Source organism: Nonomuraea sp. ZG12 (genome assembly GCF_052068115.1).
GTDB lineage: Bacteria > Actinomycetota > Actinomycetes > Streptosporangiales > Streptosporangiaceae > Nonomuraea.
Map to the genome: position 1 here is coordinate 39,400 of NZ_JBQHCW010000028.1, position 25,657 is coordinate 65,056.

The window sequence follows — 25,657 nt, forward strand, 5'->3', positions numbered from 1 at the left end:
CCCAGCGGACGGAACCCGCGCTCAGCGGATGGATGACGTACGGCCGCGAAACATACCTTTTGCTCATCCACTCCTCCAGTACGCGAAGGACCACCCACCATGCGCGAGATCCTCATCGTCGGCGCCGGGCAGGCCGGGCTGCACCTGGCGCTCGGCCTGCTGCACCACGGTTACGGCGTCACCGTCATCTCCAACCGGACCCCCGAGGCGATCCGCGACGGCCGGGTCACCTCCAGCCAGGCCATGTTCGGCACCGCGCTCGGCCACGAGCGCGACCTGGGCATCGACCTGTGGCCCGACTGCCCGCCGATCGACGGGATCCAGCTCTCCGTCCCGGGCCCCGACGGGACCAAGGCGATCGGCTGGACGGGCCGGCTGGACGAGCCCGCCCGCTCGGTCGACCAGCGGGTGAAGATGCCCGCGTGGCTCGCCGAGGTCGAGAGACTGGGCGGCAAGGTCGTCTACCACGACGCGACGGCCGCGGACCTGGAGACGTACGCCGCCGACTACGACCTGGTCCTGGTGGCCGCCGGCAAGGGGCAGATCGCCTCCCTGTTCGAGCGGGACGCCGGCCGGTCGCCGTACGACGTCCCGCAGCGCGCCCTGGCCCTCACCTACGTCAACGGCCTCACGCCCCGGCCGGAGCACTCCGCCGTCTGCTTCAACCTGATCCCGGGCGTCGGCGAGTACTTCGTCTTCCCCGCGCTCACCCTCACCGGGCCGTGCGAGATCATGGTGTTCGAGGGCGTCCCCGGCGGGCCGATGGACTGCTGGGGCGACGTCCGCACCCCCGCCGAGCACCTGGCCAGGAGCCGCTCCATCCTGGAGACGTACCTGCCGTGGGAGGCTGCACGCTGCGCGGACATCGAGCTCACCGACGAGCGCGGCACCCTCGCCGGCCGGTTCGCGCCCACGGTCCGCCGGCCCGTCGCCGTCCTGCCGACGGGCGCGCCGGTGCTCGGCGTCGCCGACGTGGTGGTGCTCAACGACCCCATCACCGGCCAGGGCGCGGGCAACGCCGCCAAGTGCGCCGCCTCCTACCTGGCCGACATCGTCGAGCGCGGCGACCTGCCGTTCGACCAGGCGTGGATGGAGGCCACCTTCGAGCGCTACTGGGCCGACGCCCGGCACGCCACCGAGTGGACCAACGCCCTGCTCTCCCCGCCGCCGCCGCACGTCCTGGAGATCCTCGGCGCCGCGGGCTCCCTGCCCGAGGTGGCCGCCCGCTTCGCCAACGGCTTCGACGACCCCAGGGACTTCGCCGAGTGGTTCATGGACCCGGCCAAGGCCGCCGCCTACCTCGCGCAGGCCGGGAGCCGGTCATGAGAACGCTGCGCGACGCCCTCGGCCGCTTCGCCACCGGGGTGGCGGTGGTCACCACCACCTCCCCGGACGGCCGGCGGACCGGGGTCACGGTGAACTCCTTCACCTCCGTCTCCCTCGATCCCGCCCTGGTGCTGTGGTGCCTGTCGGAGCGGGCGCCGAGCGTCCCGGCGTTCCTGCGGGCCGGGCGGTTCGCCGTCAACGTGCTGGCCAGCGGGCAGGACGATCTGTCACAGCGGTTCGCCAGGCCGGCGCCGGACAAGTTCGCCGGGGTGGAGACCCGCCTCACGCCCAGCGGCCTGCCGGCGCTGGCCGGCGCACTGGCCTTCTTCGCCTGCCGTACGGTGACGACGTACGAGGCCGGCGACCACCGCCTGTTCATCGGCGAGGTCGAGCACTTCCAGTGGCAGGAGGGCGAGCCGCTGGTCTTCCACGGGGGCCGCTACCGCGAGCTGTGCGCCATGGACCGGGTCATGGACCGGATCGGAGCCTGACCTGGTGGGTAGTGGGCTGCGGTGGACGAACCCGTGGCCAGTGCGCTGCACCAGATGACGGGGCCCTTCTACCTGCTGGACAAGGAGGTCGTGGAGGGCCGTCACGGTGAGGTGTCGTCCTCCTGGGGGCAGGAGGTGAGCCCTCCGGGGCAGGAGTGGCTGGCGGTGGGCGCCAACAGCCTGCTCTTCCAGGTGTGGCCCAAGAAGACCAGTTACGTGCGGCTCGACCTGTGGGGCGGGCCGCCGGTCGCGGACGACCCGTGGGAGCTGAGCTGGGACGGGCGGCTCTTCCTGCCGTCGGGGCTGGTGGTCCTCGTCGAGTTCGAGAACGGGGAGCCGGACGACTACGCCCCCTTCGACCTGCGGGCCCGCGACGCCCACTGGCGGACGCGGGTGCACGCCAAGTTCGGAAAGTATGATCATGGGCCCGACGTCCCCGCCGAGACCTATGACGTGGACTTCTATCGGGTGTGGCTGTGGCCGGAGTGACTAGGCCAGGCAGAGCTCGGTGAGGGATGGGGCCTGCTCCCCGTCGAGGCCGTCGATGCTGTCGAGGCCGTCGAGCAGGATGGCGGCCAACTGGCGGCGCTGGGCGCTGGTCAGTGTCATGGGCAGCACGATCGGCATGAGCTCGATCGCGTCGCCGGGCAGCTGCCGGACATGGCAGGGCAGGAGGGAGAAGGTGTGAACCACTCCCTCACTATCGCAGGCGCCACCGACAAGATCAGGCGGTTTTTCTAGGAAGCCTTCTCCTCCTCGGGGAAGGGAACCCACTTGTGCGCCCAGCTGACCAGCTCCTCGAAGGCCGGATGCAGCTCCGTGCCCATCTCGGTGAGGTGGTATTCGACCCTGACCGGTGACGTGCTCAGCACGCGGCGCTCGATGAGCCCGGCGGCCTCCAGCTCGCGCAGGCGGCGGGCCAGCATCGTGTCGTTGACGCCGGGGATGGCCGCCTTGATGTCGGCGTAGCGGTGCGTGCCCGCGAACAGCATGTGCAGGATCGCGCCCGACCATCGCGCACCGATCAGCTCAAGGGCGATGTGGAAACGGACGCAGAGGGAATGGACGCTCACCCCCGTCATCCTAGCGAACCGGGCACCCGATTTGCTCCAAAAAGCTTAGTTACTACATAATGTTGAGCGTTCAAGCACTCTGCTGTGTGAGGAAAACCCATGGTCAAGCCCGTTCTGCATGTCGTGATCGCGAGCACCCGCCCCGGCCGGTCCGGGAGAGCGATAGGGGAGTGGTTCCGCGACCGGGCGGTGGCCGAGGGCGCTTTCGACGTCGAACTCGTCGATCTGGCCGAGGTCGGGCTGCCCTTCTTCGACGAGCCGCACCACCCCAGGCTCAAGCAGTACGTCAACGCGCACACCAAGGAGTGGAGCGCCACGGTGGAGCGCGGGGACGCCTTCGTCTTCGTCACCCCCGAGTACAACCACAGCTTCAACGCCGTGCTGAAGAACGCGCTGGACTACCTGCACCACGAGTGGCGCCACAAGGCCGCCGGCTTCGTCAGCTACGGCGGAGTCTCCGGCGGCACCCGCGCGGTCATCGGCCTGCGCCTGGTGGTCGGCACGCTGAAGATGGTCCCCGTGACCGAGGCGGTCAACATCCCGTTCCACCCTCAGGTGATGAGCGAGGACGGCCAGGTGCGGCCCAACGACGTGATGACCGCGGCGGCCGACGCCATGCTGGCCGAACTGGCCAAGCTCACCGGCGCGCTGCGGGCGATGCGCCTGGCCGAAGCCGGTTAGCGGTCGTCCTCCTCGTCGTCGACCAGGTTGTCCAGGACACGGGTGACGGCGTCGCCCAACGGGCGGAAGGCCTGGGTGAGCGCGTTGGCGAGCGGGCCGAAGATGTCGGTCACCTCGCGCAGCAGGTCGTTGTCGCGCTTGCTCTCCGGAGGCGCCCAGCGCATGGCGTCGGCGCTCAACGTCTCCCACTCCTCGACGACACCGTCGATGGCGTCGAGCACGTGATCAGGATCCCTCGGCATGACCGTTCTCCCAGAGAGGAATCGGATATTTCCACGGTAACCCGACGGGACCCCATGACGCCTTCCTCAACAGGGATGGAAATCCCAACGCCCGCCGCGCCGTTCAGGCTCATGACCACCTCGAAGCCGAGCACCCCGCGGCGGAACACGCTCACGTCCTGGCGGGAAACTGTCGGTGGCAGGCCGTAGCGTTGCGCGGGTAACCGAAGCGAGGAGACGGGGATGCGCGACACCGAAGAGGCGCTGTTCATGACGGTCCACGGCATCGCGGAGCGGCTGGCCGGCCAGCCGGTGCCCGTGGTCATGGACGCGTTGACGAGACAGCTCCCTCCGGCGCCCGGCATCGCGGTGGCCGAGCTCCGCCGGATCGCCGAGGAGATCAGCGTCGGGCGCGACCCATCGGGCCTGTGAGGTCACTGCTCCCGCAGCCCCCACGGTGAGCCGTAGTCCCGCAGCAGGTCGAGGAAGGGGCGCGGCGCGAAGGCCTCGGGCCCCAGCACGCCGCTGCCCTTCCACCGGCCGGTGGCCAGCAGCTCCAGCGCCACCACCGGGTTGACGGCGGTCTGCCAGACCACCGCCTGGGAGCCGTACTCCCGCATCGACCACTGGTTGTCGACCACGTGGTAGAGGTAGACCTCGCGGGGCTCGCCGTCCTTGGTGCCCTTCACCCAGGTGCCGGCGCAGGTCTTGCCGTGCATCCGGTCGCCGAGGCCGGCCGGGTCGGGCAGGAGCGCGGCGACCAGGTCACGGGGTGAGACCCGGGCCGGCCCGTCCTCGGTGCGCACGGTGACCGGCTCGGTGCGGTCCAGGCCGAGCTCGTGCAGGGTCCTGAGCTTGGCGATGAAGTCCTCGCCGAGCCCGTACTTGAAGGTGACGCGGCCGGCGTCGATCCAGCGGGGCACCAGCAGCACCTCCTCGTGCTCGACGTTCACGCACTCGACCGGGCCGATCCCCTCGGGGAAGTCGAAGATCTCGGGCTCGCTGAACGGCTCGGTCGTGAACCAGCCGCGCTCCTGCTCGTAGATCAGCGGCGGGTTGAGGCACTCCTCGATGGTGGTCCAGATGGAGAACGACGGCGCGAAGTCGTAGCCGTCGACGGTGAGGTCGCCGCCGTCGCGGACGCCGATCTCCTCGATCTCGTCGAAGAGCTCGTCGGCGGCGTAGCGGGCGAACACGTCCGACAGGCCGGGCTCCACGCCCATCCCCACCAGGGCCAGCCGCCCGGCGTCCGCCCACGCGCCGGACCTGGCGAACTGCTCGTCGCCCAGCTTGACCCCGGTCTGCTCGTACGGCCGATCGGGGTGCGGGCTCGACATGGACATCGCCATGTCGAGGTAGTCGGCCCCGGCCGTGAGCGCCGCCTCGAACAGCGGCATCACGAAGCGCGGGTCGGTGGCGTTCAGCAGCACGTCGCAGCGGTGCTCGGTCAGCAGGCCGATGACGGCGGCCCGGTCGGAGGCATCGACCCGGGCCGCGGTGAAGCGGGGCCCGAGGGTGGCGACCGCGGCCTCGGCGCGGGAGGGATCGTAGTCAGCGACCACCATGTGGTCGAAGAACGGCCGCCGGGTGGCGATCCGGGTGACGGCGGTCCCCACACCACCGGCGCCCACGAGAAGAATGCGCATGATCGTGGACCATCTCCTGATTTCTGGGGGATGCGTTCCCCAGCAAAGCCGGTACGCTCCATCAACGTCAATGGCGTTGGCATAAGGACGAGCATGGCCAAGCGAGTAGTGCCCGACGCGGCCAGGAGGCGTCGGCGCCCGACCCGGCAGGGGCAGGTCCTCACCCACGAGCTCATCGTCGAGACGGCCCTGCGGATGCTCCGCGAGCACGGCGCGGCCGGGCTCACCGCCCGCCGCCTGGGCCTGGCGCTGGGCGCCGACGCCAGCGCGATCTACCGTTACTTCCGCGGCATGGACGACCTCACCCTGGCCATCGCCGACGAGCTGTTCGCGCACGCGCTCGCGGACTGGCACCCCACCGGCCACTGGCGGGCCGACCTGCGCGCCCTCGGGCTGAGCGTCCACGCCGCCTACCTGGCCCATCCGCAGGCGGCGGTCCTGACGGCCAGCCGGGTGGCCGGCCGCCCGCACGAGGTCACGGTGGACGAGACGATCCTGGCCATCCTGCGTACGGCCGGCTTCCCCGGCCCCGACGCGGTCCGGATCTACCACGCCTTCATCGACCAGAGCCTCGCCTTCGCCGTCCTGGACGCCGCCTCCCTGGCGCTGCCCACCGCCACCAGGCAGGCCGACGAGCAGGTGTGGCAGGCCACCTACGCCCGCCTGCCCGCGCGCACCCACCCGCACATCGCCGCCACGGCCGGCCTGCTGGTGGCCCACATGAACGACAGCGCCTACCCCACCGCCCTGGACATGCTGCTGGACAGCGCCGCCGCCCAGCTGGCCGGACTCAGGGACGGGTCAGGGTCGCCTCGGGGATGAGGCCCGATGCGGGGAAGACGAACCGTCTTCAAACTGTTGCACATGACCGCAGTGAAGAGGCTGTATCCGCTCATCGCGCTCGCCGCGATCACGTTCGCCGTGGCAGGGGTCCTGGCCGGGCCAGGCGCCTCGATGAACGTGACCGTGAGCGAGTACGCCGTGGCCGACCGCGGGGGCGTCACGGAGCTGGCGATGGCGGTCATGGCCTTGGGGTCTGTGGCCCTGCTGGCGGGGCTGCGGGGGGCGGGGGCGCCGGTCCGGGGGATGCCGGCGGGGTTGTTCATGGTGTGGTCGGGGGCGCTCGCCGTCGCGGCGGTCGTCCCGGCCACACCACTGGGCATGGAGTCGGCCGTACAGGTGCACAGGTGGGCGCTGGTCGCGGCGTTCGTGAGCCTCCCGGCGGCGGCGGCGCTGCTGGTGCCGAGGCTCGCGGCCGACGAGGGCTGGAAGCCAGTGGCCAGGGTGGTGGAGTGGCTCGCCCTGGCGGGTGGCCTCGGGGTGCTGGCGATGACGTACGTGGCGCTGCCCGGCGGCGGAGTGCTGATCGGTCTGGTCGAGTGGGCGCTGCTGGGGGCGGAGGTGGCGCTGCTCACCGTGCTCGCGGGATGGCTGGTCCGGGTGGTCTGGCTGGGCAGCGTGCGGCATACCGCCAATTTCCCGACATATCACAGAATAATCGCTAGTCGATCTTAAAAGCGCCTCGTTCGATGCTATTCTCTCCGGCGATCTTCTATCCGGGAGCGGGTGTCATGGCATCGGGCAGATCCATTAGATTCAAGATCTCGACGCTGCTCGTCATCCCCCTGATCTCCCTGGTCGTGCTCTGGGGGTTCGCGGCGAGCACCACGTCGAAAGAGGCGCTGAGCCTGCTGAAGGTCGAGGCCATCTGGAGAGGGGTCATCGACCACACCGAGACGCTCACCCTGCGCCTCCAGGAAGAACGCCTGGCCTCCGCCGAGCTCATCGGCGGCGCCACCGACGCCGCCGCGCTCGCCGCCGCCCGCGGCCGGGTCGACGAGGCCGAGAAGACGCTCACGGCGCAGGCCAAGTCCGACAGCACCCAGTCGGCGCTGACGCCCGAGATGCGGACCCAGCTCACCGCCATGCTCAAGGCCGTCGACCGGCTGCCGGAGATCAGGCGCCAGGCCGACAGCGGCCAGCTCACCCCGCACACCCTGATCACCGAGTACGCCACCATCCCCGACGCCATCGACGACCTCTACTCGGCGTTCACGGTCAGCACCGACGTCGAGCTGGCCAGGCAGGCGAACGGGCTGATCGTCGCCCAGCAGGTGCGCGAGCTGCTGAGCCGCGAGCACGCGCTGATCGTGGCGGGCAACGCCGCCCCCGGCGCGGACAAGTGGACCATGGACGAGGTGCACCTGCTCGCGGGCATCGACGGCGCCAGGACCTACCTGTTCCCCAAGGCCATGGCCAATCTCGACGACGAGCTCCGCGCCCCGCTGGAGGCCATGCGGGCCACGCCGCGCTACGCCACGATGGAGCGCTCCCTGGAGGGCTACGTCACCGGCAAGCCGATCGACATGCAGCTCTGGCGCGGCACGGTGGACCCGGTGCTGACGGAGTTCTCCCAGGCGCTCGGCGGCTCCGGTGACGTCCTGCTGGCGCGCATGGAGCCGGCCGGCATGGTCATCATCGTGCGGGCCGTGGTCACGGGCGCGCTGGGCCTCATCGCGGTCGTCTTCTCCATCTTCATCTCGATCCGGGTCGCCAGGCGGGTCTCCGGCGAGCTGACGGTGCTCCGCCACAGCGCCCTCGACCTGGCCGAGAACCGGCTGCCCACCGTCGTGACGAAGCTGCGTCAGGGCGAGGACGTGGACATCGAGGCGGAGGCGCCGCGCATCGAGGTCCGCTCCGACGCCACCCGCGAGGTCGCCGACCTGGCGACCGCCTTCGACAGCGTCCAGCGCACCGCCGTCGACGCGGCCGTCGAGCAGGCCCGGCTGCGTGAGGGCATCTCCGAGGCGCTGCGCAACCTGGCCAGGCGGACCCAGTCGCTGGTCCAGCGGCAGATCAAGCAGCTCGACGAGATGCAGCGCCAGACCGAGGAACCGGAGGCGCTGGAGCGGCTGTTCAAGCTCGACCACCTCACCACCCGCATGCGCCGTCACGCGGAGGGCCTGGTGCTGCTGGCGGGCGGTTCGGCCGGGCGCAGGTGGCGCGGCGTCATCCCCATGGAGGACGTGCTCAGCGGCGCGGCCGGGCAGGTCGAGGAGTACACCCGGGTCCGGGTCTACCCGATGCCGGAGGCGGGCGTCACGGGCGCCGCCGTGGCCGACCTCATGCACCTGTTCGCCGAGCTGATCGAGAACGCCGCCACCTTCTCCTCGCCGGGCAACGAGGTGTCGGTCCGGGGTGACCTGGTGGGCAAGGGGTTCGCGGTCGAGATCGAGGACCGCGGCCTCGGCATGTCGCAGGAGGCCCGCGACGCCATCAACCGCCGGCTGGCCCGCCCGGCCGAGTTCGACCCCGCGCAGAGCGAGCGCCTGGGCTTCTCCGTCGTCGCCATGCTGGCCGCCAGGCACGGCATCGGGGTGACACTCAAGCCGTCCCCGTACGGCGGCACCACGGCCATCGTGCTGGTGCCCGCGGGCCTGGTGCAGCAACTGCCGGCCATGCAGCCCTCGCAGATGCCGGAGCTGGAGTCGATCTCGGTGTCGGTCGTCGGCGGCGACCCGGGACCGGGCGAGCTGCCCCGCCGTATCCGGACGCACAAGCGCGGCGTGGAAGCGGCCTCGCCCCAGGCCCTGGCATCAGCACCCCCGGCCCAGGGGGACCTTCCCACCCGAACACGCACACAGCCCCCGGCGCAGGACGAGCTCCCGGCGCGGCGACCCGTACAGTCCGCCGGCCCGGACGAGCTTCCGGCGCGGCGCCCCGTACCGTCCTCTGACCAGGGAGAACTCCCGGCACGGACGCGCGCTCAGTCGCCGGCGCAGGGTGACCTTCCGGTGCGCGCAGGCGCACAGTCCTCTGGCGAGGAGGAACTGGCGCCCACGCCCACGCCTGCGCCCGCGACCGCGCAGGCACAGGCGGCGGGGGCCGGGCTGCCCCGGCGGGTCCGGCAGGCCAATCTGCCGCCGAAGCTCCAGAAGCCGGCGCCCGCCCCGGCCGGCCCTGTGGAGAGTCGCTCGCCCGAGGAGGCCAGGGCCCTGCTGTCCTCGCTCCAGTCCGGTTGGCAGCGCGGACGCCAGGACACCGAACAGAACGGAGGGGGATCGCGATCGTGAGCCATGAGCAGGAATGGGTGGACGACGAAGCAGGACCCGTCGTCCGCCCGTACGCGGTGGCTCGCGGACGCACGAAATCCACGTCCACCGCGCTCGACCTGCTGGCCACGGTGGCGCTGACGGGACAACCGGCACCGGTCCAGGCGGACCTGGGCTCCCAGCATCGGCGGCTGCTCACCTGCGTCGCCGGTCATGCCAGGCCGATCGCCGAGGTGGCCTCCGAGCTGAACCTTCCTGTCCAGGTGGTCAGGGTCCTGCTCGGAGATCTGCTCGGCTACGGCCTGGTCACGGTGCGCCCGCCGCGTTCCAAAGAGGCGTCGTCTCCCACGGAGAGCCTGCTCCGCGAGGTCATCAACGGCCTGCGGGCGCTCTAACCGGCGGCGGTCAGCGTCCGGAGCGAGTGCTCGACGAGCGTGATCATGACTTCCTTGGCGGACGTGCGCCGCCGTACGTCGCACAGCATCACGGGCACGTCGTGGTCCAGGTCCAGCGCGATCCGCACGTCGTCGACGGTGTGCCGGTCGGCCCCGTCGAAGCAGTTGACGGCCACCACGAACGGCGTGCCACGCTGCTCGAAGTAGTCGACGGAGGGGAAGCAGTCGGTCAGCCGGCGGGTGTCGGCGATCACGACCGCGCCCAGCGCGCCGTAGGACAGCTCGTCCCACATGAACCAGAACCGTTCCTGGCCGGGCGTGCCGAACAGGTAGACGACCAGGCCCTCGCGGATGGTGATCCGGCCGAAGTCCATGGCCACGGTTGTGGTGGTCTTGGTCTCGACGCCGTCGATGTCGTCGACGCCGATGCCGCGGTCGGAGAGCACCTCTTCCGTGCGCAGCGGCCTGATCTCGCTGATCGCCCCGACCAGGGTGGTCTTGCCCACGCCGAAGCCGCCGGCGATGAGGATCTTCAGTGCGACTGGGTCCTCAGAGAGCACGGAGTCCATTGATCACTTCCTTGAGAATGCCCTCATTCGGGCGCGACCCGGCGGCTGAGGGGGACGTCACCTTGATCAGGTCGTGGTCACGCAGATCGCCGAGCATCACTCGGACGACCCCGACGGGCAGGTCGAGCTCGACGGCCAGGTCGGCCACCGAGATCGGGCTGCGCGCCGCGCGGTAGATCAGCAACTGCTCGGGGCCGAGGTCCGAAGTCGGCTCCCCGATCGTGCTGACGGTCGCGATGAGGTCGAACGTGTCCCCCGAGGACCTCGTGCGTCCGCGAATGAGGGCGTAGGGCCGGACGATGGGCCCCGCCTCGTCGTCTAACCACTGGCTCCCGCTCATGGGGCGGTTCGCGGGTTGGTGGTGATGTGCTGCCCCACCCGCTTCACCAGCATCGCCATCTCGTAGGCGATGTGGCCCACGTCGACGTTGGCGTCGGCGAGCACCGCCAGGCAGGTGCCCTGGCCCGCCGCCGTCACGAAGAGGAACGCCGACTCCATCTCGACGATGGTCTGGCGCACGTCTCCGCCGCCGAAGTGGCGTCCCGTGCCGCGGGCCAGACTCTGGAACCCGGACGCCACGGCCGACAGATGCTCGGCGTCCTCGCGTACCAGGCCCTTGGAGTGCCCGACCGCGAGCCCGTCGGTCGACAGGATCACAGCCTGCCTGACCGCGGCCACCCGCGTCGTCAGGTCGTCAAGGAGCCAGTTCAGTTCACCGGTGTTGGTCGTCGGCACACTCATGCCTCCCCCTCCTCGTTAGCTTCTTCTCGGGCGCGTTGTGTTCCCCGCTGGAACGCGGAGAACATGTCGCGTACCTCATCGGGAGAGCGTTCGTTGGTCCGCTCAGGCTCCGGCTCGGGCGGCGGGCCGTCCTTGAGCCGGGATGACAGGTTGGCTTGCCGCACGCGCCTTGGCAAGCCCGCGTGCGTGCCGCCGCTCACGACCGCGAGCGCTTTCTTTCTCGTACGGGCCGGCAGCGCGGCCGATTCCTCGGGCATGGCGGGAAGTTCGGCCTGGTCGGTGATGAGCGAGGCGGGCATGAACACGATGGCCGTGGTGCCGCCGAAGGGGGAGCGGCGCAGCAGCACGTTGATGCCATGCCGCTCGGCCAGCTTCGCCACCACGAACAGGCCGAGCCGGTCGCTGTCGGCGAGGTCGAACTCGGGCGGGTTCGACAGGACCGCGTTGTAGGCCGCGTACTCCTCGGCCGACTGGCCGAGCCCCCGGTCCTCGACCTCGATCGTGTAGCCGTTGCTCACCCGGTCGCCGCGCACCTGGACGGTGGACTGCGGCGGGGAGTAGAGCGTGGCGTTCTCGACCAGTTCGGCGACCAGGTGGGTGAGGTCCGCCGCGGCGCCGCCGTCGACGGCGCTGCCGGGCATGTTCTGGACGTCGACCCTGGTGTAGTCCTCGACTTCGGCGACCGAGGCCCGGACGATGTCCATCACGGGCACCGGCTTGCGCCAGGCCCGGCCGGGCGCGGAGCCGGACAGGATGATCAGGCTCTCCGCGTGCCGGCGCATGCGGGTGGTCAGGTGGTCCAGCCGGAAGAGCTCCTCCAGCTGGTCGGGGTCGTGGGTGCGGCGCTGCATGGCGTCCAGCAGCGCGAGCTGGCGGTGCAGCAGGCCCTGCTTGCGCCTGGCGAGGTTGAGGAAGACCTGGCCGACACCGCGCCGCAGCGCGGCCTGGCCCACCGCGGCGAGCACGGCGGTGCGCTGCACGGATCCGAACGCCTTGGCCACGTCGGTGATCTCGGCGGAGCCGATGACCTTGATCGGTTTGGTGGCCTTCTCGACGTCCACCTCTTCGCCGCTGCTCAGCCGGGCCACCAGGGTGGGCAGGCGCTGCTCCGACAGCTCGACGGCCACGGACCGCAGTCCGGCCAGCTCGGCGGCCAGGCGGCGGCCGAAGCGCACCGAGATGATGATCGAGGCGAGCACGGCGATCAGTCCGACGCCGCCCGCGACGCCGATCTGCAGCTTGATGGAGTTGGCCCCGTCCGCCGCGCGGGCGGCGAGCGACTCGGCCGCCTCGGCGCCGAGCTTGTCCAGCTGGGTCGTCAGGTGGTCGATCGCGGAGTTCCAGGCCTGCACGTCGGGTGGCGGCGCGCCCGTCCTGATGATCCGCGCCTCCATCGTGGCGAAGCTCAGGAACGGCTCGCTCTGGAAGAGCTGCTCGTACGGTTTGCGGAGCTGGATGTCGAGCCCCGCCTGGCCGCCGGCGTGCAGGTACCTGCGGGAGGAGACGTACTCGGCGAAGGCGGCGGCCTCGGGCCCGGTCAGCCGCTTGTCGATGAGCACGGCCCTGATCAGCGCGTGCTCCCTGGCGACGAACTCGCGGGCGTTGCCCATCGTCTGCAGGGAGGAGGCCTGCTGGTAGACCGACAGGTCGGGCACGGGGGTCAGGTGGTCGTAGAACCTGAAGACCGCGTCCAGCACCTGGTTGTACCTCTCGAGCCCGGCCAGTCGGGAGCTCTGGCCGTCGTCGATGTCGGTGCGGATGAACTCGAGCCGGGACAGCTCGATGCGGAGCATGGCGAGGGGCACCCGCATGTCTTCGGTGATCTCGTCCTCGGCCTCGACGGTGGCTCGCTGGAAGGCCGCCACCGCACTGTCCGTGCGGGCGCGCTGATCGCCGAGGTCCTCGGTGAGCTCACGCGTGGTGACCGCGACGACCGAGCCTTCGCGCTCGGCCTGAAGTTGTAGTCCCAGGTCGGTCGAGGTGACGCCGACCGTCCGGTAAAGCGTGTCGCCACGCAGCAGTGACTGACCGTCGCTCACGGTGAGGTTGAGCACGAAGCCCCAGAGCGCGCTCAGGGACAGGAGGGGTAGCAGCAGCAATAAGAAGATCTTGAACCGAATTGACCGGTTTTGCGAGCCCATGTCCCAACCTCAGGAGTCGAGGGCATTTCCACACCTGGTGTAAATACACCTCCGGAAGATCGCACAGGAGACTAGCACCGATTATGCGTCTGGCGCAGGAGGAGGAACAGGATGTTCCACGTTGTTACCGGGACAACTCTCTGGCCCTTACCCACCCACGCCGGACGCGGTCACAAAGGCGTCTCCTAAGGAGGGTTCACCGGGACAGTTCCGCCACGGCTCGGCGTGCCGCGGCGACGGCGCCGTCGGTCCGGCCCACGGCGGTGTCGGAGCCGGCGATCGCGATCCGGCCGAACCGCCTGCGCGCCACCTCGGCCGGGAACGGGCCGTCAGGGTAGAACGCGTGCCAGGGCCGGCAGTACTCCGCCGCGCGCCCATGGCCCCACCTGCGGATCTCGATCCCCTCGATGTCCCTGGCCGGGTCGAACCCGCCCGGCCCGAGCAGCCGGGCGAGCTGGTCGCGGGCGCTGTGCTCCAGGAAGCGGTACGGCGTCCTGTACAGCGCCCGCCGCCCGGCGACCGCACCCTCGGCGGGCCCCAGCTCCGAACGGCAGGGCGCGGCCACCAGCCGCGCGGTGACCGGCCCACCGTCCTCCGGCCCGTCCGGCTCGTCCAGCTCCGTCGTGCACCAGTAAGCCCCGGTCCAGCGGGTGCGGGTGACGCCGACCCGCTGCCACGCCCGTCCGTCGCGCAGCCGCACCACGGCCTCCACCAGCGGCAGCCGCACCGCGGCGGCCAGCGCCTCGCGCTGATCGGCGGGCAGGTCTGGCGCGAGGTAGGGGATGACCATGCTCCAGCAGGCCAGGATCACCGCCTCGGCGGCGACGGTCCTGACCTCGTGGCCGTCGAAGTAGCCGACGCTCGCGCCGCCCCTCGGGCCCTCGTCGCGCACGGAGACGACCGGGCTGGACAGCCGCAGCCGGACCGGGTCGCCGGGCCGGTCCAGCGAGGCGGCGGCGAGCAGGCCCATCGGCGCCCCGGCCGGGCCCGGGATCAGCGGGTCCGCCGAGTCGCTCAGGTCACCGGGCCGGCGCCGCCAGTCCCGCTGCACACTGGGCGAGTTGAACCGTGACGGTTTCCCGGCGTCCAGCCCCAGACCGTCGAGCCCGGGATACTCCCAGCCCCCGTCCCGGCCCCGCCCTTGGTCCCGGCTCCGGCCCCGCCCTTGATCTCCCCCGTGGTCCCGGCCGTGAGCGCGGCGGTTGGCGCAGCCCCAGGCGTCGATCGCGCCGAGGGCGCGGGTGTCGTAGGCCCACTCGGCGCTGGACATGGTCCGGCAGAACCGCTCGACGTCCGGGTGCGCCCGGCAGACCTTCAGCAGGAAGTCCGAGTACGTCGACCCGGCCAGCCGCTCCTCCTTCTCCTCGGGCGTCAGCCGGGGGAACCAGTCGGGCGCGTCCAGGTAGAGCCGCAGCAGGTCCTTCCTGGCCTGGTCGGCGACCGGCAGCCGGGAGATCCACCGCTCGGCGGGGCTCTCGGGCCGGTGCCGGATCAGCGTCTCCACGGGGAAGCTCTCCCGGTCGCACATCACGCTGTCGTACGGCGCGCGGCCGGGCTCGCGACGGCGCTCGCCGAGTTGTTCGTGGTTGTCCAGGATGAGCACCCGCGCGTCCGGGTCGGCCCGCAGCCACTCGGCCGCCGCGCTCAGCCCGCTGGCACCCGCGCCGACCACCACGAGGTCGTAGCGCTCCCCGGTGGGCACGGCGGGTCCCGCGTGCTCCCAGAACCGCCCGTCCCGCAGCGCGTGGGGCACGCTGAGAGCGTGTGCGGTGTCCCCGTGCCACCCTGTGCGGCCCGGGGTGGCCGTGGCCCCATGGGCCCCACCAGAGGCCGCGGTGCCCAGGGGCGTCTCCAGGGCCGGCGTGCCGCCGTCCCGTGAGCCGACGGCGGCCAGACCCGCGGTCATGGCGATCCCGTCGAGGAAGTCGCGGCGCGAAAGGGGCCGCTCCGGTCCGGGGGCGCGGGTCTGGCCTTCTGATGCCGAGATGTCGCTCATGCCGCGAGCATCATCACCGTGGCCGGATACCGTGGGGGGACGCGCAATGCTTCGAGCAACATTTAGCGCCACCTGGTGCCGAAATTATCCGGCGGATGTGACGTACGGAAAAGTCTGGATAAATCAGAGTATGAGATGGCAAAGGGTGAAGCCGCTGCTCGGTAGGGACGAGGACGTACGAGTCCTCACCGCCGCCGTTGCCATGAAGCCGCCGAATTCCGCGAATAGCGACGTTGCCCGCCCTCGGGTTCGCCGTTTCCTCTAGCGTCTATTCACGGTCGCTGAAGTGAAATGGAGAACTCATGCTTAAGGCCTTTTCGGGGATATGTCTGAGCATGACGGTCATAGCGGGATGTTCTGCGAGTGAGGTCGCCGAGCAGCCGGTCAGGACGGCCCAGGCGCCCTCGCCGTCCTCGGCCATGGCGGGCAAGCTGCGCGCCGCCCTGCTGCCCGTGCCCAAGGGGATGCGCGTGGTGCACGGCCCGGAGGTCGGCCCCTACGGCACGCTCAAGGCCACCAAGCAGGGCCTGGAGGCCGTACGGCAGGCCAAGCTGAACCGGCCGGAATGCGCGGGCGCGCCCCAGCTCGACCCGGCCAGGCCGGAGGTCGCGCGGGCGCCCGCGGCCGTGATCGCCTTCGCCTCCGACAGGGGCTCCATCAGCCAGGCCGTGGTGGCGCTCCCACCGGCCGCGTTCCCCGGCCCGCTGCCCGGCCAGTGCGGCGCCTACACGGCCGACGTGCACGGCACCGAGGTCACCTACCGCACCCGGGACCTGGACATGCCCAGGCAGGGCGACGAGTCGCGCGCCTACCTGACCACCGCGTCGGGCGGCGACAGGAACGCGCAGATCGGCTCGGTGGTGATCCGCCGGGGCAACGTCGTGATGAGCCTCATGGTGGTGGGCAAGGAGGTCAAGCGCGCCGGGCTGCTGGAGCTGGGGCGGCTGGCGGACCAGAACCTCTCCCGCGTCGCCACCTGACCCGGATCAGCACCCGGATCAGCACGCAGGTCGGCGCTTAGATCAGCACGTGGTCGTCCGGGCGGCCCGCGAAGGAGAACTGGGCGTTCCTGGTCAGCTTGATGTGGTCGGCCTGCCAGGTGTGCATGGCGGCGTCGGCGCTGCGCCAGTAGACGAAGTTGAACCGGTCGGCCGAGTAGATCTTCACCCCGTCCTCCTTCAGCCTGCGGACCAGGTGGGTGTCCTCGCCCCGGGTCAGGTCGGGGAAGCCGTAGGAGCGGAACATCTCCGCCGTGCCGAGGAACGTGCCGCCCTGCACCAGGAAGGAGTAGCGGTGCTCCAGGCCGGGCAGGCGCAGCATCGTGGTGTTGCGGCCCTCGAAGTAGGCGTAGTGGGCGCCCTTGCCGACCAGCTCGGCGTCGGAGTAGTCGAAGGCGCGGACCAGGTCCGACAGGTAGTGCTCGCCGTACAGGTTGTCGTCGTCCATCTTGGCGATCAGCTCGCCCTCGGCGGCGGCGATGCCCAGGTTCATGCACGCCCCGAGCGACAGCTCGGGGGCGGCGGGCAGCACCGTGACGTCGGTGATGCCGGCCATGCGCGCCTTGTCGGCCACCACGACGGGGTCGATGTCGAGGCCGTGCAGCACCATGATCAGCTGCAGCGGCCGGTGGATCTGCTTGGCCACCGAGGAGATCGCGTGCTCGATCTGCGAGGCGCGGTTGGTGGGCAGCACCACGGAGATCGAGCGTGAGCGGAGCTGCGTGGGCCGGCCGAGCATCTGGAGGATCTGGTCCACGCGGTGGGAGAACAGGTGCTTGTCGAAGACCTCGCGCATCGCCAGGTGTCCCATCCTGGCGCGCAGCTCGGGGCTGTTGATCAGGTGCAGGACCTGGTTGTACGACTCGACCGGCTCGCGGGCGATGGGCACCAGGTCGCCGAAGGTCTCCTCGATGGCCCTGGACCAGCCGGACACGACCGGGGTGGCGCAGGCCGACAGCTCGAAGACGCGGCGCGCGCACATGGTGGGCGAGTCCAGCACCGAGTTGACGTTGAGGAAGACTTTGTACATGCGGTAGGCGGCGAGCATCTGGTCGTAGGGGAGCTCGCCGACGATGTGCGGGCGGTACTTCTCCGGCCAGCCGTACTTGTCGTCCACCTCGCCGTTGCGGGCGAAGATGTGCAGGCCGAGCTCGCGCACGGGGTCGAGGACGGTCTCCATCTGCTCGCGGCGCTCGGGATGCTTGTCCCGGAAGTACATGCCGGCGAAGACCACGTCGTGCAGGCGGCCCTGCTTCTGTTGGATCGGGTTGTGCACGCGGGGCTGGGCCGCGAACTGCAGCACGTCCACCCGATCATGTCCCAGAACTTCGCGATATTTCGGCACCATGTCGCCGTCGCAGGTGAACACGTAGTCGAACAGCTTGGCCGTGTCGATGAAGAAGTCGAAGTTCGGCGGGTCCTCCTTGTTCCAGAAGACCGTCGGGATCCCCTCGGCCCGGCACCAGGCGACCAGGTCGCGCAGCGGCTCCTTGGGCGCGTTGGTGCCGGTCATCTGGTAGCGCCAGCGGCCCTGGTTGCCGTGCCAGGCCGACTCGCAGAACAGCAGGTCGGGCCGCTTGTCGGCGAAGATCTCCGGCCAGTCCTTGAGCCCGAACTCGATCTGGTCCCACTCGTACTTGAAGGCCATCCTGGAGAAGTCGTCCAGGATCACCGCCACCCGCAGGTCCGGCCGGTTCACCGGCCCGAGCGGCCACTTGGCCTTGGGCACCTCCACCAGCGGCGGCCGGTGGTTGGCCAGCTCGACCGCCTCGGTGACCGGCATCGGCGCCTTGGGGGCGCGGGACTTGGACCTGACCGCCTCCAGCACCTTGCCGGGGCTCTTGGACCCGATCGCCTCGCCCAGCTTGAAGGTCCGCTTGGCCTGGGTGGCCTCCAGCTTCCAGCCGGCGTAGGCGGCCTTGGCCTCGGCTATCTCCAGCCGCCTGCGCAGCTCCACGATCTCCGTCTCGTACCGTTCGACGAGCTTGCGCTCTTCGGGCAGCCAGTTGACGGGGCCGAGTCGCTGGAACGTGGGCTCTTCGGGGGATTCGGCCATGGGTACTCGCCTAACGCTCTGCGGGGTATGTCATGTTACGGCGGGAGCCGTACGAAATGTGGGGGTTATTCGGAACGGGTCCCCTGCGCGGCAGGCGAGAGGTTGTCCCCCTTGAGCCAGGCGGAGATCACCCTGGCGATGCGCGGCCCCGCGGCGCCGTCCCAGAGCGGGGGCAGCGCGCCGGAGGGGGTCACCGCCCCGTCGGCCAGCGCCTTCTCCGCCGCGGCGGGCAGCAGCGCGGGCGTGACCAGGCGGTTGGTGCCGTGGGTGATCGTGATCGGCCGCTCGGTGTTGGGCCGCACGGTCAGGCAGGGCACGCTCAGCATGGTCGTCTCCTCCTGCACGCCGCCCGAGTCGGTGACGACCAGCGCGGCGCCGCGTACGAGGGAGAGGAAGTCCACGTAGCCGAGCGGGTCCACGACCCGGACCGACGGGCCGTCCACCAGCCCCGCCTCGGCCAGCCGGGTGCGGCCGCGCGGGTGGATCGGCACCACGATCGGGATCTGCCGCGACACCTCCAGCACGGCCGAGACCAGCTCCTGCGCGGCCTCCGGGGTGTCGACGTTGGCGGGGCGGTGCAGCGTCGCCACGGCGTAGCGCTCCGGCAGGCCCAGCCGGGCCACCACCGGCGCCGGATCGAGCGAGGGCAGCGCCGAGAACAGGCTGTCGATCATGGGGTTGCCCACCAGGTGCACCTTCGAGGCGGGCACGCCCTCGGCCGCCAGGTGCGACAGCGCCTCCGGGGAGGTGGCGAAGAGCAGGTCGGACAGCGAGTCGGTGACGATCCGGTTGACCTCCTCGGGCATGCCGCGGTCGAACGAGCGCAGGCCCGCCTCGACGTGCGCGCTGGGGATGCCGAGCTTGGCGCAGACCAGGATGGCGGCCAGCGTGGAGTTCACGTCTCCGTAGACGACCACGAGGTCCGGGTCCTGCTCCTGGAAGGTGTCCTCCAGGCCGACGAGCAGCGCGGCGGTCTGCCTGGCGTGCGTGCCGGATCCGACGGCCAGGTTCGCCACCGGCTCGGGCAGGCCCAGGTCGGCGAAGAAGACGTCCGACATGAGCGCGTCGTAGTGCTGACCGGTGTGGATGATGCCCTGCCGCACACCGAGCTCGCCGAGTGCTCGCACCACCGGGGCCGCTTTCACGAAATTGGGACGAGCACCCAAAACGTGCAGGACCAGGGGGTTCTCCCTCATTGACCTCGCCTTTCATAGCGGAAGGGAAAAAACGCTGCCTATGGTACGGTCACCGCGTGGCATCCGACGCCAGTCGTCAAGACTCCTCCAAGGTTCCCGCTGGAGTTTCCGCGAAGTCTGCCCGTGCCGGCGTCGGTGGACTTCTCAAGGGTTTCATCCAGCATCCGATCATCGTCACCCGCGTCGTCTCGACGAAGGTGCGAGCCGACCCGGTCCGCGCCGCCCAGGCGGCGGCCGACGCCATGCCTCCCCGGTTGCGCCCGGTCGTCGGCAAGGTGGCCTGGCCGGCCGCGCGCCGCGCCAGGCGCATGGTGCGCAAGTTCGGCATGCGCCTGATCCGAGCGCCGTGGAACGACGCCAAGGAGCACTGGAACACCGGCCGTGTCACCCAGGCCGCCGAGGTGCTCGAACCCTTCGTCAAATACCCGTTCGTCAAGCGCAGGGCGGCCTACTACCGCGGCGAGCTGACCGCGATCAGCCCCGACCCGATCCCGCCGGGGCCCAAGGTGGCCATCCTGGAGCGGGTCGCCGGTCGCGTGGTCCACCTGGTCACCAACGCGCTGCCCTACACCCAGGCCGGCTACACGGTCAGGACCCACCGCATCGTCACGGCGCAGAAGGTGGCCGGGCTCGATCCGCACGTGGTGACCAGCTGGGGCTGGCCCATGCTCCAGGGGCACGCCGACGCGTCGCCGTACGAGGAGCTGGAGGGGATCCCCTACTACCGGCTGATCCCCGACGGGCGCGGCGAGGTGCCGTTCGAGATGCACGGCCGCATGGTCAAGGGCGCGGACGCCGTCACCACGCTCGTCACGCAGCTGCGCCCGCAGGTGGTCCACGCGGCCACCGACCACCGCAACGGCTCGGTGGCGCACGCCGTGCGCGACCGGACGGGCACCCCCTTCGTCTACGAGGTGCGCGGCTTCCTTGAGGAGACGTGGGCCTCGCGTGACCCGGTGCGCATCGGCAGCGAGCGGCATCTGCTCCAGCGGGAGCGCGAGGCGTTCCTGATGCGCGAGGCCGACGCGGTCGTCACCCTGGCCGAGACGATGGCCACGGAGATCGTCGAGCGCGGCGTGCCGAGGGACAAGATCTATCTCGCCCCCAACGCGGTCGACGACACGCTGCTGACCGCCCACTACGACGGCGCGTCGTTCCGGCGCGAGATGGGGATCGACGACAAGGAGATCGTCGTCGGCTCGGTCTCCAGCCTGGTCGGCTACGAAGGTTTCGCGACCCTGCTGCGGGCGGCGGCGCTGCTGCGCGACGAGGGCACGCCGGTGCGGGTGCTCCTGGTGGGCGACGGCACCGAGCGTCCGGCTCTCCTGGAGCTGGTCGAGGAGCTGGGGCTGGCCACGGCGATCCTGCCCGGCCGGGTGGGGCCCGAGGAGGCCCTGCAGGCCCAGGACGCCATCGACATCTTCGTGTGCCCCCGCGACGACCTCCGGGTGACCCGGCTGGTCACGCCGCTGAAGCCGGTCGAGGCGATGGCGCTGGGCAAGCCCGTGGTGCTCAGCGACCTGCCGGCCCTGTCGGAGCTGGTCGGCTCCGAGGGCGCGGGCCTGCTCGTGCCACCGGAGGATCCGGCCGCACTGGCCCAGGCGCTGGCCGCGCTCAGCCTCGATCCCGCCAGGCGGGCCGAGATGGGCGAGGCCGGGCGCGCGGAGGTCGCGGCCAAGCGCACGTGGAGCCGCGTTGCCGAGACTTACCGCACTGTCTACCGAACGCTTACCGAGTCATGACCTACCGATTGGCTGTCTGTTCTGACAGGTTCACTCGCATTAGGCGTGAGCTAGGTGGACTTGAGATAACCTTTGCGACCATGAAGTGTTGTTTCCGGCTCTCCAGGGCACAGCTGTGACAGAAATAGACTTGGCTGTCATCGGTCTCGGCTACGTCGGTATGCCGCTCGCCAAGGAGGCGGTGGCCGCCGGGCTCCGGGTCGTCGGCGTCGACGTCGACCCTGTCAAGGTCGAGGCGCTCAACGCCGGCCGGTCCTACATCGACGACCTGACCGACGCGGACCTCGATCACATGCTGGCCAACGGCTTCAGCGCCACGCTGGACGAGACCGTGCTGGCCAGAAGCAACACCGTCGTCATCTGCGTGCCGACCCCGCTGGACGAGGACCACCGCCCGGACCTGTCCTCCGTCGAGGGCGCCACCATGACCGTGGCCCGCAACCTGACCAAGGGCACGCTGGTCGTGCTGGAGTCCACCACGTGGCCCGGCACCACCGACGAGGTGGCCCGCCCGCTGCTCGAAGCCTCGGGCCTGGTCGCGGGCGAGGACTTCCACCTGGCCTTCTCGCCCGAGCGCATCGACCCGGGAAACCCCAAGTACGGCCTGCGCAACACGCCCAAGGTCGTCGGCGGGTTCACCCCCGGCTGCCGGGACCGGGCGACCGCCTTCTACGGGCAGTTCATCGAGCAGGTGGTGACCGTCAGCGGCACCCGCGAGGCCGAGATGGCCAAGCTGCTGGAGAACACCTACCGGCACGTCAACATCGCCCTCGTCAACGAGATGGCGATCTTCTGTGACGAGCTCGGCGTCGACCTGTGGGAAGCGATCGAGGCCGCGGCGACCAAGCCGTTCGGCTTCCACAAGTTCCTGCCGGGACCGGGCGTCGGGGGTCACTGCATCCCCGTGGACCCGTCCTACCTGTCCTACACGGTACGCAAGCTCGGCTACCCGTTCAGGTTCGTCGAGCTGGCGCAGGAGATCAACGAGCGGATGCCGTCCTACGTGGTGGCCCGCGTCCAGCGCTTGCTCAACAGGTACAAGAAGCCAGTGAACGGCGCCAGAGTCGTTATGCTCGGCGTCACCTACAAGCCGGACATCGCCGATGAGCGCGAGACCCCGGCCCTGCCAGTGGCGCGTGCGCTGCTGGAGCTGGGGGCCGAGCTCACGTTCGCGGATCCGTACGTCAAGGAGTGGTCGGTTGACGGCACCCCCGTGCCGCGAGAGGAAGATCTGGCCGAGGCCGTGGCCAATGCAGACGTGACGCTGCTGTTGCAGCAGCACGCCGCGTTCGACCTCGGCATGGTCGAGGCCAAAGCCAAGCTCGTGCTCGACACCCGCGGTGTTCTCACCGAGGGTGAACGCGTCGAGCGGCTGTAGCGACGGAGGGTTGCGCGCAGTGCACGTGCTCGTCATGACGGTGGTGCATAACCCCGAGGACGCGAGAATCCTGCATAGGCAGATCCGCGCCCTTGTGGACGCCGGTCATGAGGTCACGTACGCCGCCTCTTTCTCGGCTCACGGTGTCGTACCGCGACCTTGGGTGAACGGTGTGGATCTGCCCAGGGCCGCTCAGCGTAAACGGATCTCGGCCGTGTGGGCGGCCCGCAAGCTGTTCAAGCGCATGCGGCGCAAGGTCGACCTGGTGCTCATCCACGACCCCGAGCTGCTGTTCGCGGTCTGGGGGCTGCGCAACAGGCCGCCCGTGGTGTGGGACGTGCACGAGGACACCCCGGCGACGCTGTCGCTCAAGCCGTGGCTGCCCTCCTTGCTGCGCCCGCCGGTGCGGTTCCTGGCCCGCATGCTGGAGAGCATCGCCGAGAACCACCTGAACCTGCTGCTGGCCGAGACGGCCTACGCGGGCCGGTTCAAGCACGCCCACCTCATCGTGCCGAACGAGACGTGGGTGCCCGACGCGGTCACCCCGCCGGGCGACGACCGGGTGGTCTACCTCGGCTGGCTGTCCAGGGCCAGAGGGGTGCTGGAGGCCGTGGAGGTCGCCAAGCTGCTGCAGCCGTACCGGGTCGCGGTGGAGCTGATCGGCTACGCCGACCCGCAGAGCCGCCCGGTGCTCAACCAGGCGGTCACCGACGGCCTGCTGGAGTGGCGCGACTTCATGCCCAACGACGAGGCTCTCAAGCGCCTGGACGGCGCGCTGGCGGGCCTGTCGCTGCTGCACGACGAGCCGAACTACCGGCACTCGATGCCCACCAAGATCGTTGAGTACATGGCGCACGGCATCCCCGTCATCACCACCCCGTCCCCCCGGGCGGTGGAGCTGGTGGAGCGCTACGGCAGCGGCGTCGTGGTGCCCTGGGAGGACCCCAAGGCCGTGGCGCAGGCGGTGCTGACCCTGCGGGACGACGTGCGCGAGCGGCGGGCGCAGGGCGCGCGCGGCTACACGGCCGCCCGGACGAACCACCACTGGCCCAACTCGGCCAAGCGGTTCGTGACCCAGCTCGAGGCGTGGGCCGGTGTCAAGCGTTAGCGGTTTATCTCCGGCAGATCATTAAGGCGGTAGGTTTCCCAACGTGCGCTGGCTCTTTGTACTCCTGGGCGCAGTGATCTTGACCGCGGTGGCCGTCGTGATCGTGGTCATGCCCGGGGACGACCCCGTCAGGACGGCCGCCCAGGAGCCGAACCCGACCCCGGCCCGCACCCAGCCGACGCCGAAGGTGAGCGAGTTCACCGACCCGTGTGGAACGTTCGAGACCCAGCAGAAGGCGCCGTACGCCATCACCGGCTACTGGATCACGCCCCGGTCCAACCCGTGCACCTGGCGCCGCCAGCTCCAGGAGATCCACGACGTCGGCGGCGACACCATCATCAGGATCGGCTACGGCCTGCAGTTCCGCTTCGTCGACGACGAGGGCTTCGTCAAGGCCAAGGACGGCGAGCTCGACCCGCTCTACGTCAAGTGCGTCGAGGACGGCCTGTCCTGCCACGACGCCGCCGAGCGCGACCTCAAGGAGGCGCACCCGGACAACCGCATCGGGCGCACGTACGTCTACCGCACCGACGAGTCGTTCGGCCCGAACCTCTTCAGGTGCGCCCCGATGGAGCGCGCGGTCCCCGGCGGCAAGCGCCTCTACTTCCGCATGCTGGCGCCTCCCGACGGCTCCGACGACGCCAGCTGCGATTTCAGCAAGGGCCGGACGTACGACCTGATCCTCGTCGCCGGCGCGCCCGAGGACAGCCTCACCAAGCTGCTCGACCTGGGCGACCAGTTCGGCATGCGGGTTTTCCCCGCGCTGCCGCTGGCCCCGCGTGACCCGAAGACGCCGACCAGGGCCAACCCGAAGCACATCGACGTCCTCACCACGCTGACCCGGCGCATCCTGCAGGACTACGGTGTCCGCTTCGCCGGCAGGGAGTCGCTCGGCGGCGTCTACCAGCCGTTCGAGGTGCAGATGAGCGACACGCTGGCCGACAACCCCACCCTTGAGGTGTACGCGGGCCAGCACCAGATCGTCGACCAGGAGTTACCGGACAAACCCATCCTGATCAGCCCCTACCTGGACGGGCGCAAACGCGTCGCCTTCGGCCAGACCCCCGAGCAGGTGGCCGAGGCGTTCAAGGCGCTGGCCAGGACCGGCGTCGGCATCATCGCGCCGCAGGACAGCCGGGGCACCGGCAAGGTGGGCCTGTTCTGGCCGGACGAGCGTGACGACGAGGTGGACGCGCGGCTGCGCCCGGTCGTCGGCGAGGCGACCTACGACACCGCCTACCACGGCTCCACCCGCGACTACTACCGCGAGATGGCCAAGGCCCGCGAGGAGATGCTCCAGGGCAACTACCAGGTGGAGCTGTGGGCGAACGTGGAGGCCTTCGAGCCGTCCGGCGACAAGCCCTGCGCCCCCCACGGCACCCGCGGCAAGACCGACAAGGAGCGCCTGGACCAGGCCGTCACCATGGCCGGCCGGTACGTGCAGAAGATCGTCTCCTACATGTGGAGCGACTTCATGACCTGTGGCGCCCCGTCGCCGGAGACCGAGATCACCAAGGACTGGCAGCGCCCCATCGCGGTGGACGCCATCAGGCGCTCCCGCGACCCCCAGGACGGCCTGGAGGTACGCGGCTACAACCTGGAGAACGGGACCGTCTCCATCACCTGGTCGGGCGGCACCGTGGATCTCGTGGTCGCCGAGGTGGGCTGGCTGGACAAGGACCCGCTGGAGGAGCTGCCCGAGCACATGCAGACCGCCTGGGTGCCGTTCGACTGGAGCAAGGTGACGTCCGGGGAGTGGCTCAAGGTGAACGTGAAGATCCCCTCGGGCCAGTCCACGACCGAGCCGTTGCACGTCCGGATCATCACCTGACCCTCGGTGATACCGC

The 25,657-nt window shown here is 70.3% G+C and carries 25 protein-coding genes; 14 read left to right on the forward strand and 11 right to left on the reverse strand.

Annotated elements, in window-relative coordinates:
• Positions 1-99 precede the first annotated feature (99 nt).
• The 3 genes from ACTMTF_RS41895 to ACTMTF_RS41905 are packed head-to-tail and all read left to right on the forward strand — an operon-like array spanning position 100 to position 2,306.
• Entirely contained in the window at positions 100-1,326 is a 1,227-nt protein-coding gene (locus ACTMTF_RS41895; protein ID WP_441115673.1) for a styrene monooxygenase/indole monooxygenase family protein, read from the forward strand.
• On the forward strand, positions 1,323-1,817 hold the full coding sequence (locus tag ACTMTF_RS41900; RefSeq protein WP_397006652.1) for a flavin reductase family protein: 495 nt from the start codon (positions 1,323-1,325) through the stop codon (positions 1,815-1,817). Before ACTMTF_RS41895 ends, ACTMTF_RS41900 begins: the two co-directional genes overlap by 4 nt.
• A gap of 21 nt (positions 1,818-1,838) precedes the next feature.
• A complete protein-coding gene (locus ACTMTF_RS41905; RefSeq protein WP_441115674.1) occupies positions 1,839-2,306 on the forward strand; it encodes a hypothetical protein in 468 nt (155 codons plus the stop codon).
• Here ACTMTF_RS41905 and ACTMTF_RS41910 read toward each other — a convergent pair whose 3' ends face one another.
• The gene (locus tag ACTMTF_RS41910) at positions 2,307-2,510 is read right to left on the reverse strand and encodes a hypothetical protein (RefSeq protein WP_441115675.1); all 204 of its coding nucleotides are present in this window, start codon (positions 2,508-2,510) and stop codon (positions 2,307-2,309) included.
• Between the two features lie 44 nt (positions 2,511-2,554).
• Entirely contained in the window at positions 2,555-2,890 is a 336-nt protein-coding gene (locus ACTMTF_RS41915) for a winged helix-turn-helix transcriptional regulator (protein WP_441115676.1), read from the reverse strand.
• A 99-nt stretch (positions 2,891-2,989) separates the two neighbouring features.
• Between ACTMTF_RS41915 and ACTMTF_RS41920 the strand changes: the two genes are divergently transcribed.
• Positions 2,990-3,571 (forward strand): NADPH-dependent FMN reductase, encoded by a 582-nt coding sequence (locus ACTMTF_RS41920; protein ID WP_441115677.1) that lies wholly within the window; start codon positions 2,990-2,992, stop codon positions 3,569-3,571.
• Here ACTMTF_RS41920 and ACTMTF_RS41925 read toward each other — a convergent pair.
• Complete coding sequence (locus tag ACTMTF_RS41925) at positions 3,568-3,813, reverse strand: hypothetical protein (protein ID WP_397006646.1); 246 nt, start codon at positions 3,811-3,813, stop codon at positions 3,568-3,570. The genes ACTMTF_RS41920 and ACTMTF_RS41925 overlap by 4 nt on opposite strands.
• A gap of 222 nt (positions 3,814-4,035) precedes the next feature.
• On the opposite strand from ACTMTF_RS41925, the gene ACTMTF_RS41930 reads away from it, so the two are divergent.
• Positions 4,036-4,224: a hypothetical protein gene (locus tag ACTMTF_RS41930; RefSeq protein WP_397006644.1), complete on the forward strand. Its 189-nt coding sequence runs from the start codon at positions 4,036-4,038 to the stop codon at positions 4,222-4,224.
• Positions 4,225-4,226: 2 nt separating this feature from the next.
• Here the strand turns inward: ACTMTF_RS41930 and ACTMTF_RS41935 are convergent, their stop codons facing one another.
• Positions 4,227-5,438 carry a saccharopine dehydrogenase family protein gene (locus ACTMTF_RS41935; protein ID WP_441115678.1) on the reverse strand — a complete coding sequence of 404 codons (1,212 nt, stop codon included), beginning with the start codon at positions 5,436-5,438 and terminating at the stop codon, positions 4,227-4,229.
• 93 nt (positions 5,439-5,531) lie between these two features.
• Here ACTMTF_RS41935 and ACTMTF_RS41940 point away from each other — a divergent pair, with 93 nt between their 5' ends.
• From ACTMTF_RS41940 to ACTMTF_RS41955, 4 genes are read left to right on the forward strand one after another with little or no spacing between them, the layout of a single operon-like run.
• Positions 5,532-6,260 carry a TetR/AcrR family transcriptional regulator gene (locus tag ACTMTF_RS41940; RefSeq protein WP_441115679.1) on the forward strand — a complete coding sequence of 243 codons (729 nt, stop codon included), beginning with the start codon at positions 5,532-5,534 and terminating at the stop codon, positions 6,258-6,260.
• A 42-nt stretch (positions 6,261-6,302) separates the two neighbouring features.
• Positions 6,303-6,953, forward strand: a complete 651-nt coding sequence (locus tag ACTMTF_RS41945) for a DUF998 domain-containing protein (protein ID WP_441115680.1) — start codon at positions 6,303-6,305, stop codon at positions 6,951-6,953.
• Positions 6,954-7,009: 56 nt separating this feature from the next.
• Entirely contained in the window at positions 7,010-9,511 is a 2,502-nt protein-coding gene (locus tag ACTMTF_RS41950) for a nitrate- and nitrite sensing domain-containing protein (protein WP_441115681.1), read from the forward strand.
• Positions 9,508-9,885, forward strand: a complete 378-nt coding sequence (locus ACTMTF_RS41955; RefSeq protein WP_441115682.1) for a DUF742 domain-containing protein — start codon at positions 9,508-9,510, stop codon at positions 9,883-9,885. Before ACTMTF_RS41950 ends, ACTMTF_RS41955 begins: the two co-directional genes overlap by 4 nt.
• Here the strand turns inward: ACTMTF_RS41955 and ACTMTF_RS41960 are convergent.
• The 5 genes from ACTMTF_RS41960 to ACTMTF_RS41980 form a co-directional block, all read right to left on the reverse strand.
• Positions 9,882-10,454: a GTP-binding protein gene (locus ACTMTF_RS41960; protein WP_189142783.1), complete on the reverse strand. Its 573-nt coding sequence runs from the start codon at positions 10,452-10,454 to the stop codon at positions 9,882-9,884. The genes ACTMTF_RS41955 and ACTMTF_RS41960 overlap by 4 nt on opposite strands.
• Positions 10,435-10,794 carry a DUF742 domain-containing protein gene (locus tag ACTMTF_RS41965; RefSeq protein ID WP_441115683.1) on the reverse strand — a complete coding sequence of 120 codons (360 nt, stop codon included), beginning with the start codon at positions 10,792-10,794 and terminating at the stop codon, positions 10,435-10,437. The genes ACTMTF_RS41960 and ACTMTF_RS41965 overlap by 20 nt, the downstream gene beginning before the upstream one ends.
• Positions 10,791-11,195 carry a roadblock/LC7 domain-containing protein gene (locus ACTMTF_RS41970; protein ID WP_397006630.1) on the reverse strand — a complete coding sequence of 135 codons (405 nt, stop codon included), beginning with the start codon at positions 11,193-11,195 and terminating at the stop codon, positions 10,791-10,793. The genes ACTMTF_RS41965 and ACTMTF_RS41970 overlap by 4 nt, the downstream gene beginning before the upstream one ends.
• Positions 11,192-13,294: a sensor histidine kinase gene (locus ACTMTF_RS41975; RefSeq protein WP_441115684.1), complete on the reverse strand. Its 2,103-nt coding sequence runs from the start codon at positions 13,292-13,294 to the stop codon at positions 11,192-11,194. Before ACTMTF_RS41975 ends, ACTMTF_RS41970 begins: the two co-directional genes overlap by 4 nt.
• Before the next feature lie 238 nt (positions 13,295-13,532).
• A complete protein-coding gene (locus tag ACTMTF_RS41980; RefSeq protein ID WP_441115685.1) occupies positions 13,533-15,332 on the reverse strand; it encodes an NAD(P)-binding protein in 1,800 nt (599 codons plus the stop codon).
• 335 nt (positions 15,333-15,667) lie between these two features.
• Between ACTMTF_RS41980 and ACTMTF_RS41985 the strand changes: the two genes are divergently transcribed.
• Entirely contained in the window at positions 15,668-16,312 is a 645-nt protein-coding gene (locus ACTMTF_RS41985) for a hypothetical protein (protein ID WP_441115686.1), read from the forward strand.
• Between the two features lie 37 nt (positions 16,313-16,349).
• On the opposite strand, the gene ACTMTF_RS41990 is transcribed toward ACTMTF_RS41985, so the two are convergent.
• Entirely contained in the window at positions 16,350-18,386 is a 2,037-nt protein-coding gene (locus ACTMTF_RS41990; protein WP_397006622.1) for a glycosyltransferase family protein, read from the reverse strand.
• Positions 18,387-18,451: 65 nt separating this feature from the next.
• A complete protein-coding gene (gene wecB, locus ACTMTF_RS41995; RefSeq protein ID WP_441115687.1) occupies positions 18,452-19,582 on the reverse strand; it encodes a non-hydrolyzing UDP-N-acetylglucosamine 2-epimerase in 1,131 nt (376 codons plus the stop codon).
• Positions 19,583-19,638: 56 nt separating this feature from the next.
• Here wecB and ACTMTF_RS42000 point away from each other — a divergent pair, with 56 nt between their 5' ends.
• The 4 genes from ACTMTF_RS42000 to ACTMTF_RS42015 all read left to right on the forward strand — a co-directional run bounded on the left by ACTMTF_RS42000 (position 19,639) and on the right by ACTMTF_RS42015 (position 25,641).
• Entirely contained in the window at positions 19,639-21,324 is a 1,686-nt protein-coding gene (locus tag ACTMTF_RS42000) for a glycosyltransferase (RefSeq protein ID WP_441115688.1), read from the forward strand.
• A gap of 130 nt (positions 21,325-21,454) precedes the next feature.
• The gene (locus tag ACTMTF_RS42005) at positions 21,455-22,702 is read left to right on the forward strand and encodes a nucleotide sugar dehydrogenase (protein WP_441115689.1); all 1,248 of its coding nucleotides are present in this window, start codon (positions 21,455-21,457) and stop codon (positions 22,700-22,702) included.
• Positions 22,703-22,721: 19 nt separating this feature from the next.
• Positions 22,722-23,810: a glycosyltransferase gene (locus tag ACTMTF_RS42010; RefSeq protein ID WP_397006816.1), complete on the forward strand. Its 1,089-nt coding sequence runs from the start codon at positions 22,722-22,724 to the stop codon at positions 23,808-23,810.
• A gap of 43 nt (positions 23,811-23,853) precedes the next feature.
• Positions 23,854-25,641, forward strand: a complete 1,788-nt coding sequence (locus ACTMTF_RS42015; RefSeq protein WP_441115690.1) for a DUF4434 domain-containing protein — start codon at positions 23,854-23,856, stop codon at positions 25,639-25,641.
• Positions 25,642-25,657: the final 16 nt, after the last annotated feature.

Coding starts and splice junctions, on each gene's coding strand:
- ACTMTF_RS41895 (WP_441115673.1), top strand. CDS start 100: ATGCGCGAGATCCTCATCGTCGGCGCCGGGCAGGCCGGGCTGCACCTG.
- ACTMTF_RS41900 (WP_397006652.1), top strand. CDS start 1,323: ATGAGAACGCTGCGCGACGCCCTCGGCCGCTTCGCCACCGGGGTGGCG.
- ACTMTF_RS41920 (WP_441115677.1), top strand. CDS start 2,990: ATGGTCAAGCCCGTTCTGCATGTCGTGATCGCGAGCACCCGCCCCGGC.
- ACTMTF_RS41925 (WP_397006646.1), bottom strand. CDS start 3,813: ATGCCGAGGGATCCTGATCACGTGCTCGACGCCATCGACGGTGTCGTC.
- ACTMTF_RS41930 (WP_397006644.1), top strand. CDS start 4,036: ATGCGCGACACCGAAGAGGCGCTGTTCATGACGGTCCACGGCATCGCG.
- ACTMTF_RS41935 (WP_441115678.1), bottom strand. CDS start 5,438: ATGCGCATTCTTCTCGTGGGCGCCGGTGGTGTGGGGACCGCCGTCACC.
- ACTMTF_RS41940 (WP_441115679.1), top strand. CDS start 5,532: ATGGCCAAGCGAGTAGTGCCCGACGCGGCCAGGAGGCGTCGGCGCCCG.
- ACTMTF_RS41945 (WP_441115680.1), top strand. CDS start 6,303: ATGACCGCAGTGAAGAGGCTGTATCCGCTCATCGCGCTCGCCGCGATC.
- ACTMTF_RS41950 (WP_441115681.1), top strand. CDS start 7,010: ATGGCATCGGGCAGATCCATTAGATTCAAGATCTCGACGCTGCTCGTC.
- ACTMTF_RS41960 (WP_189142783.1), bottom strand. CDS start 10,454: ATGGACTCCGTGCTCTCTGAGGACCCAGTCGCACTGAAGATCCTCATC.
- ACTMTF_RS41965 (WP_441115683.1), bottom strand. CDS start 10,794: ATGAGCGGGAGCCAGTGGTTAGACGACGAGGCGGGGCCCATCGTCCGG.
- ACTMTF_RS41970 (WP_397006630.1), bottom strand. CDS start 11,195: ATGAGTGTGCCGACGACCAACACCGGTGAACTGAACTGGCTCCTTGAC.
- ACTMTF_RS41980 (WP_441115685.1), bottom strand. CDS start 15,332: ATGAGCGACATCTCGGCATCAGAAGGCCAGACCCGCGCCCCCGGACCG.
- ACTMTF_RS41985 (WP_441115686.1), top strand. CDS start 15,668: ATGACGGTCATAGCGGGATGTTCTGCGAGTGAGGTCGCCGAGCAGCCG.
- ACTMTF_RS41990 (WP_397006622.1), bottom strand. CDS start 18,386: ATGGCCGAATCCCCCGAAGAGCCCACGTTCCAGCGACTCGGCCCCGTC.
- wecB (WP_441115687.1), bottom strand. CDS start 19,582: ATGAGGGAGAACCCCCTGGTCCTGCACGTTTTGGGTGCTCGTCCCAAT.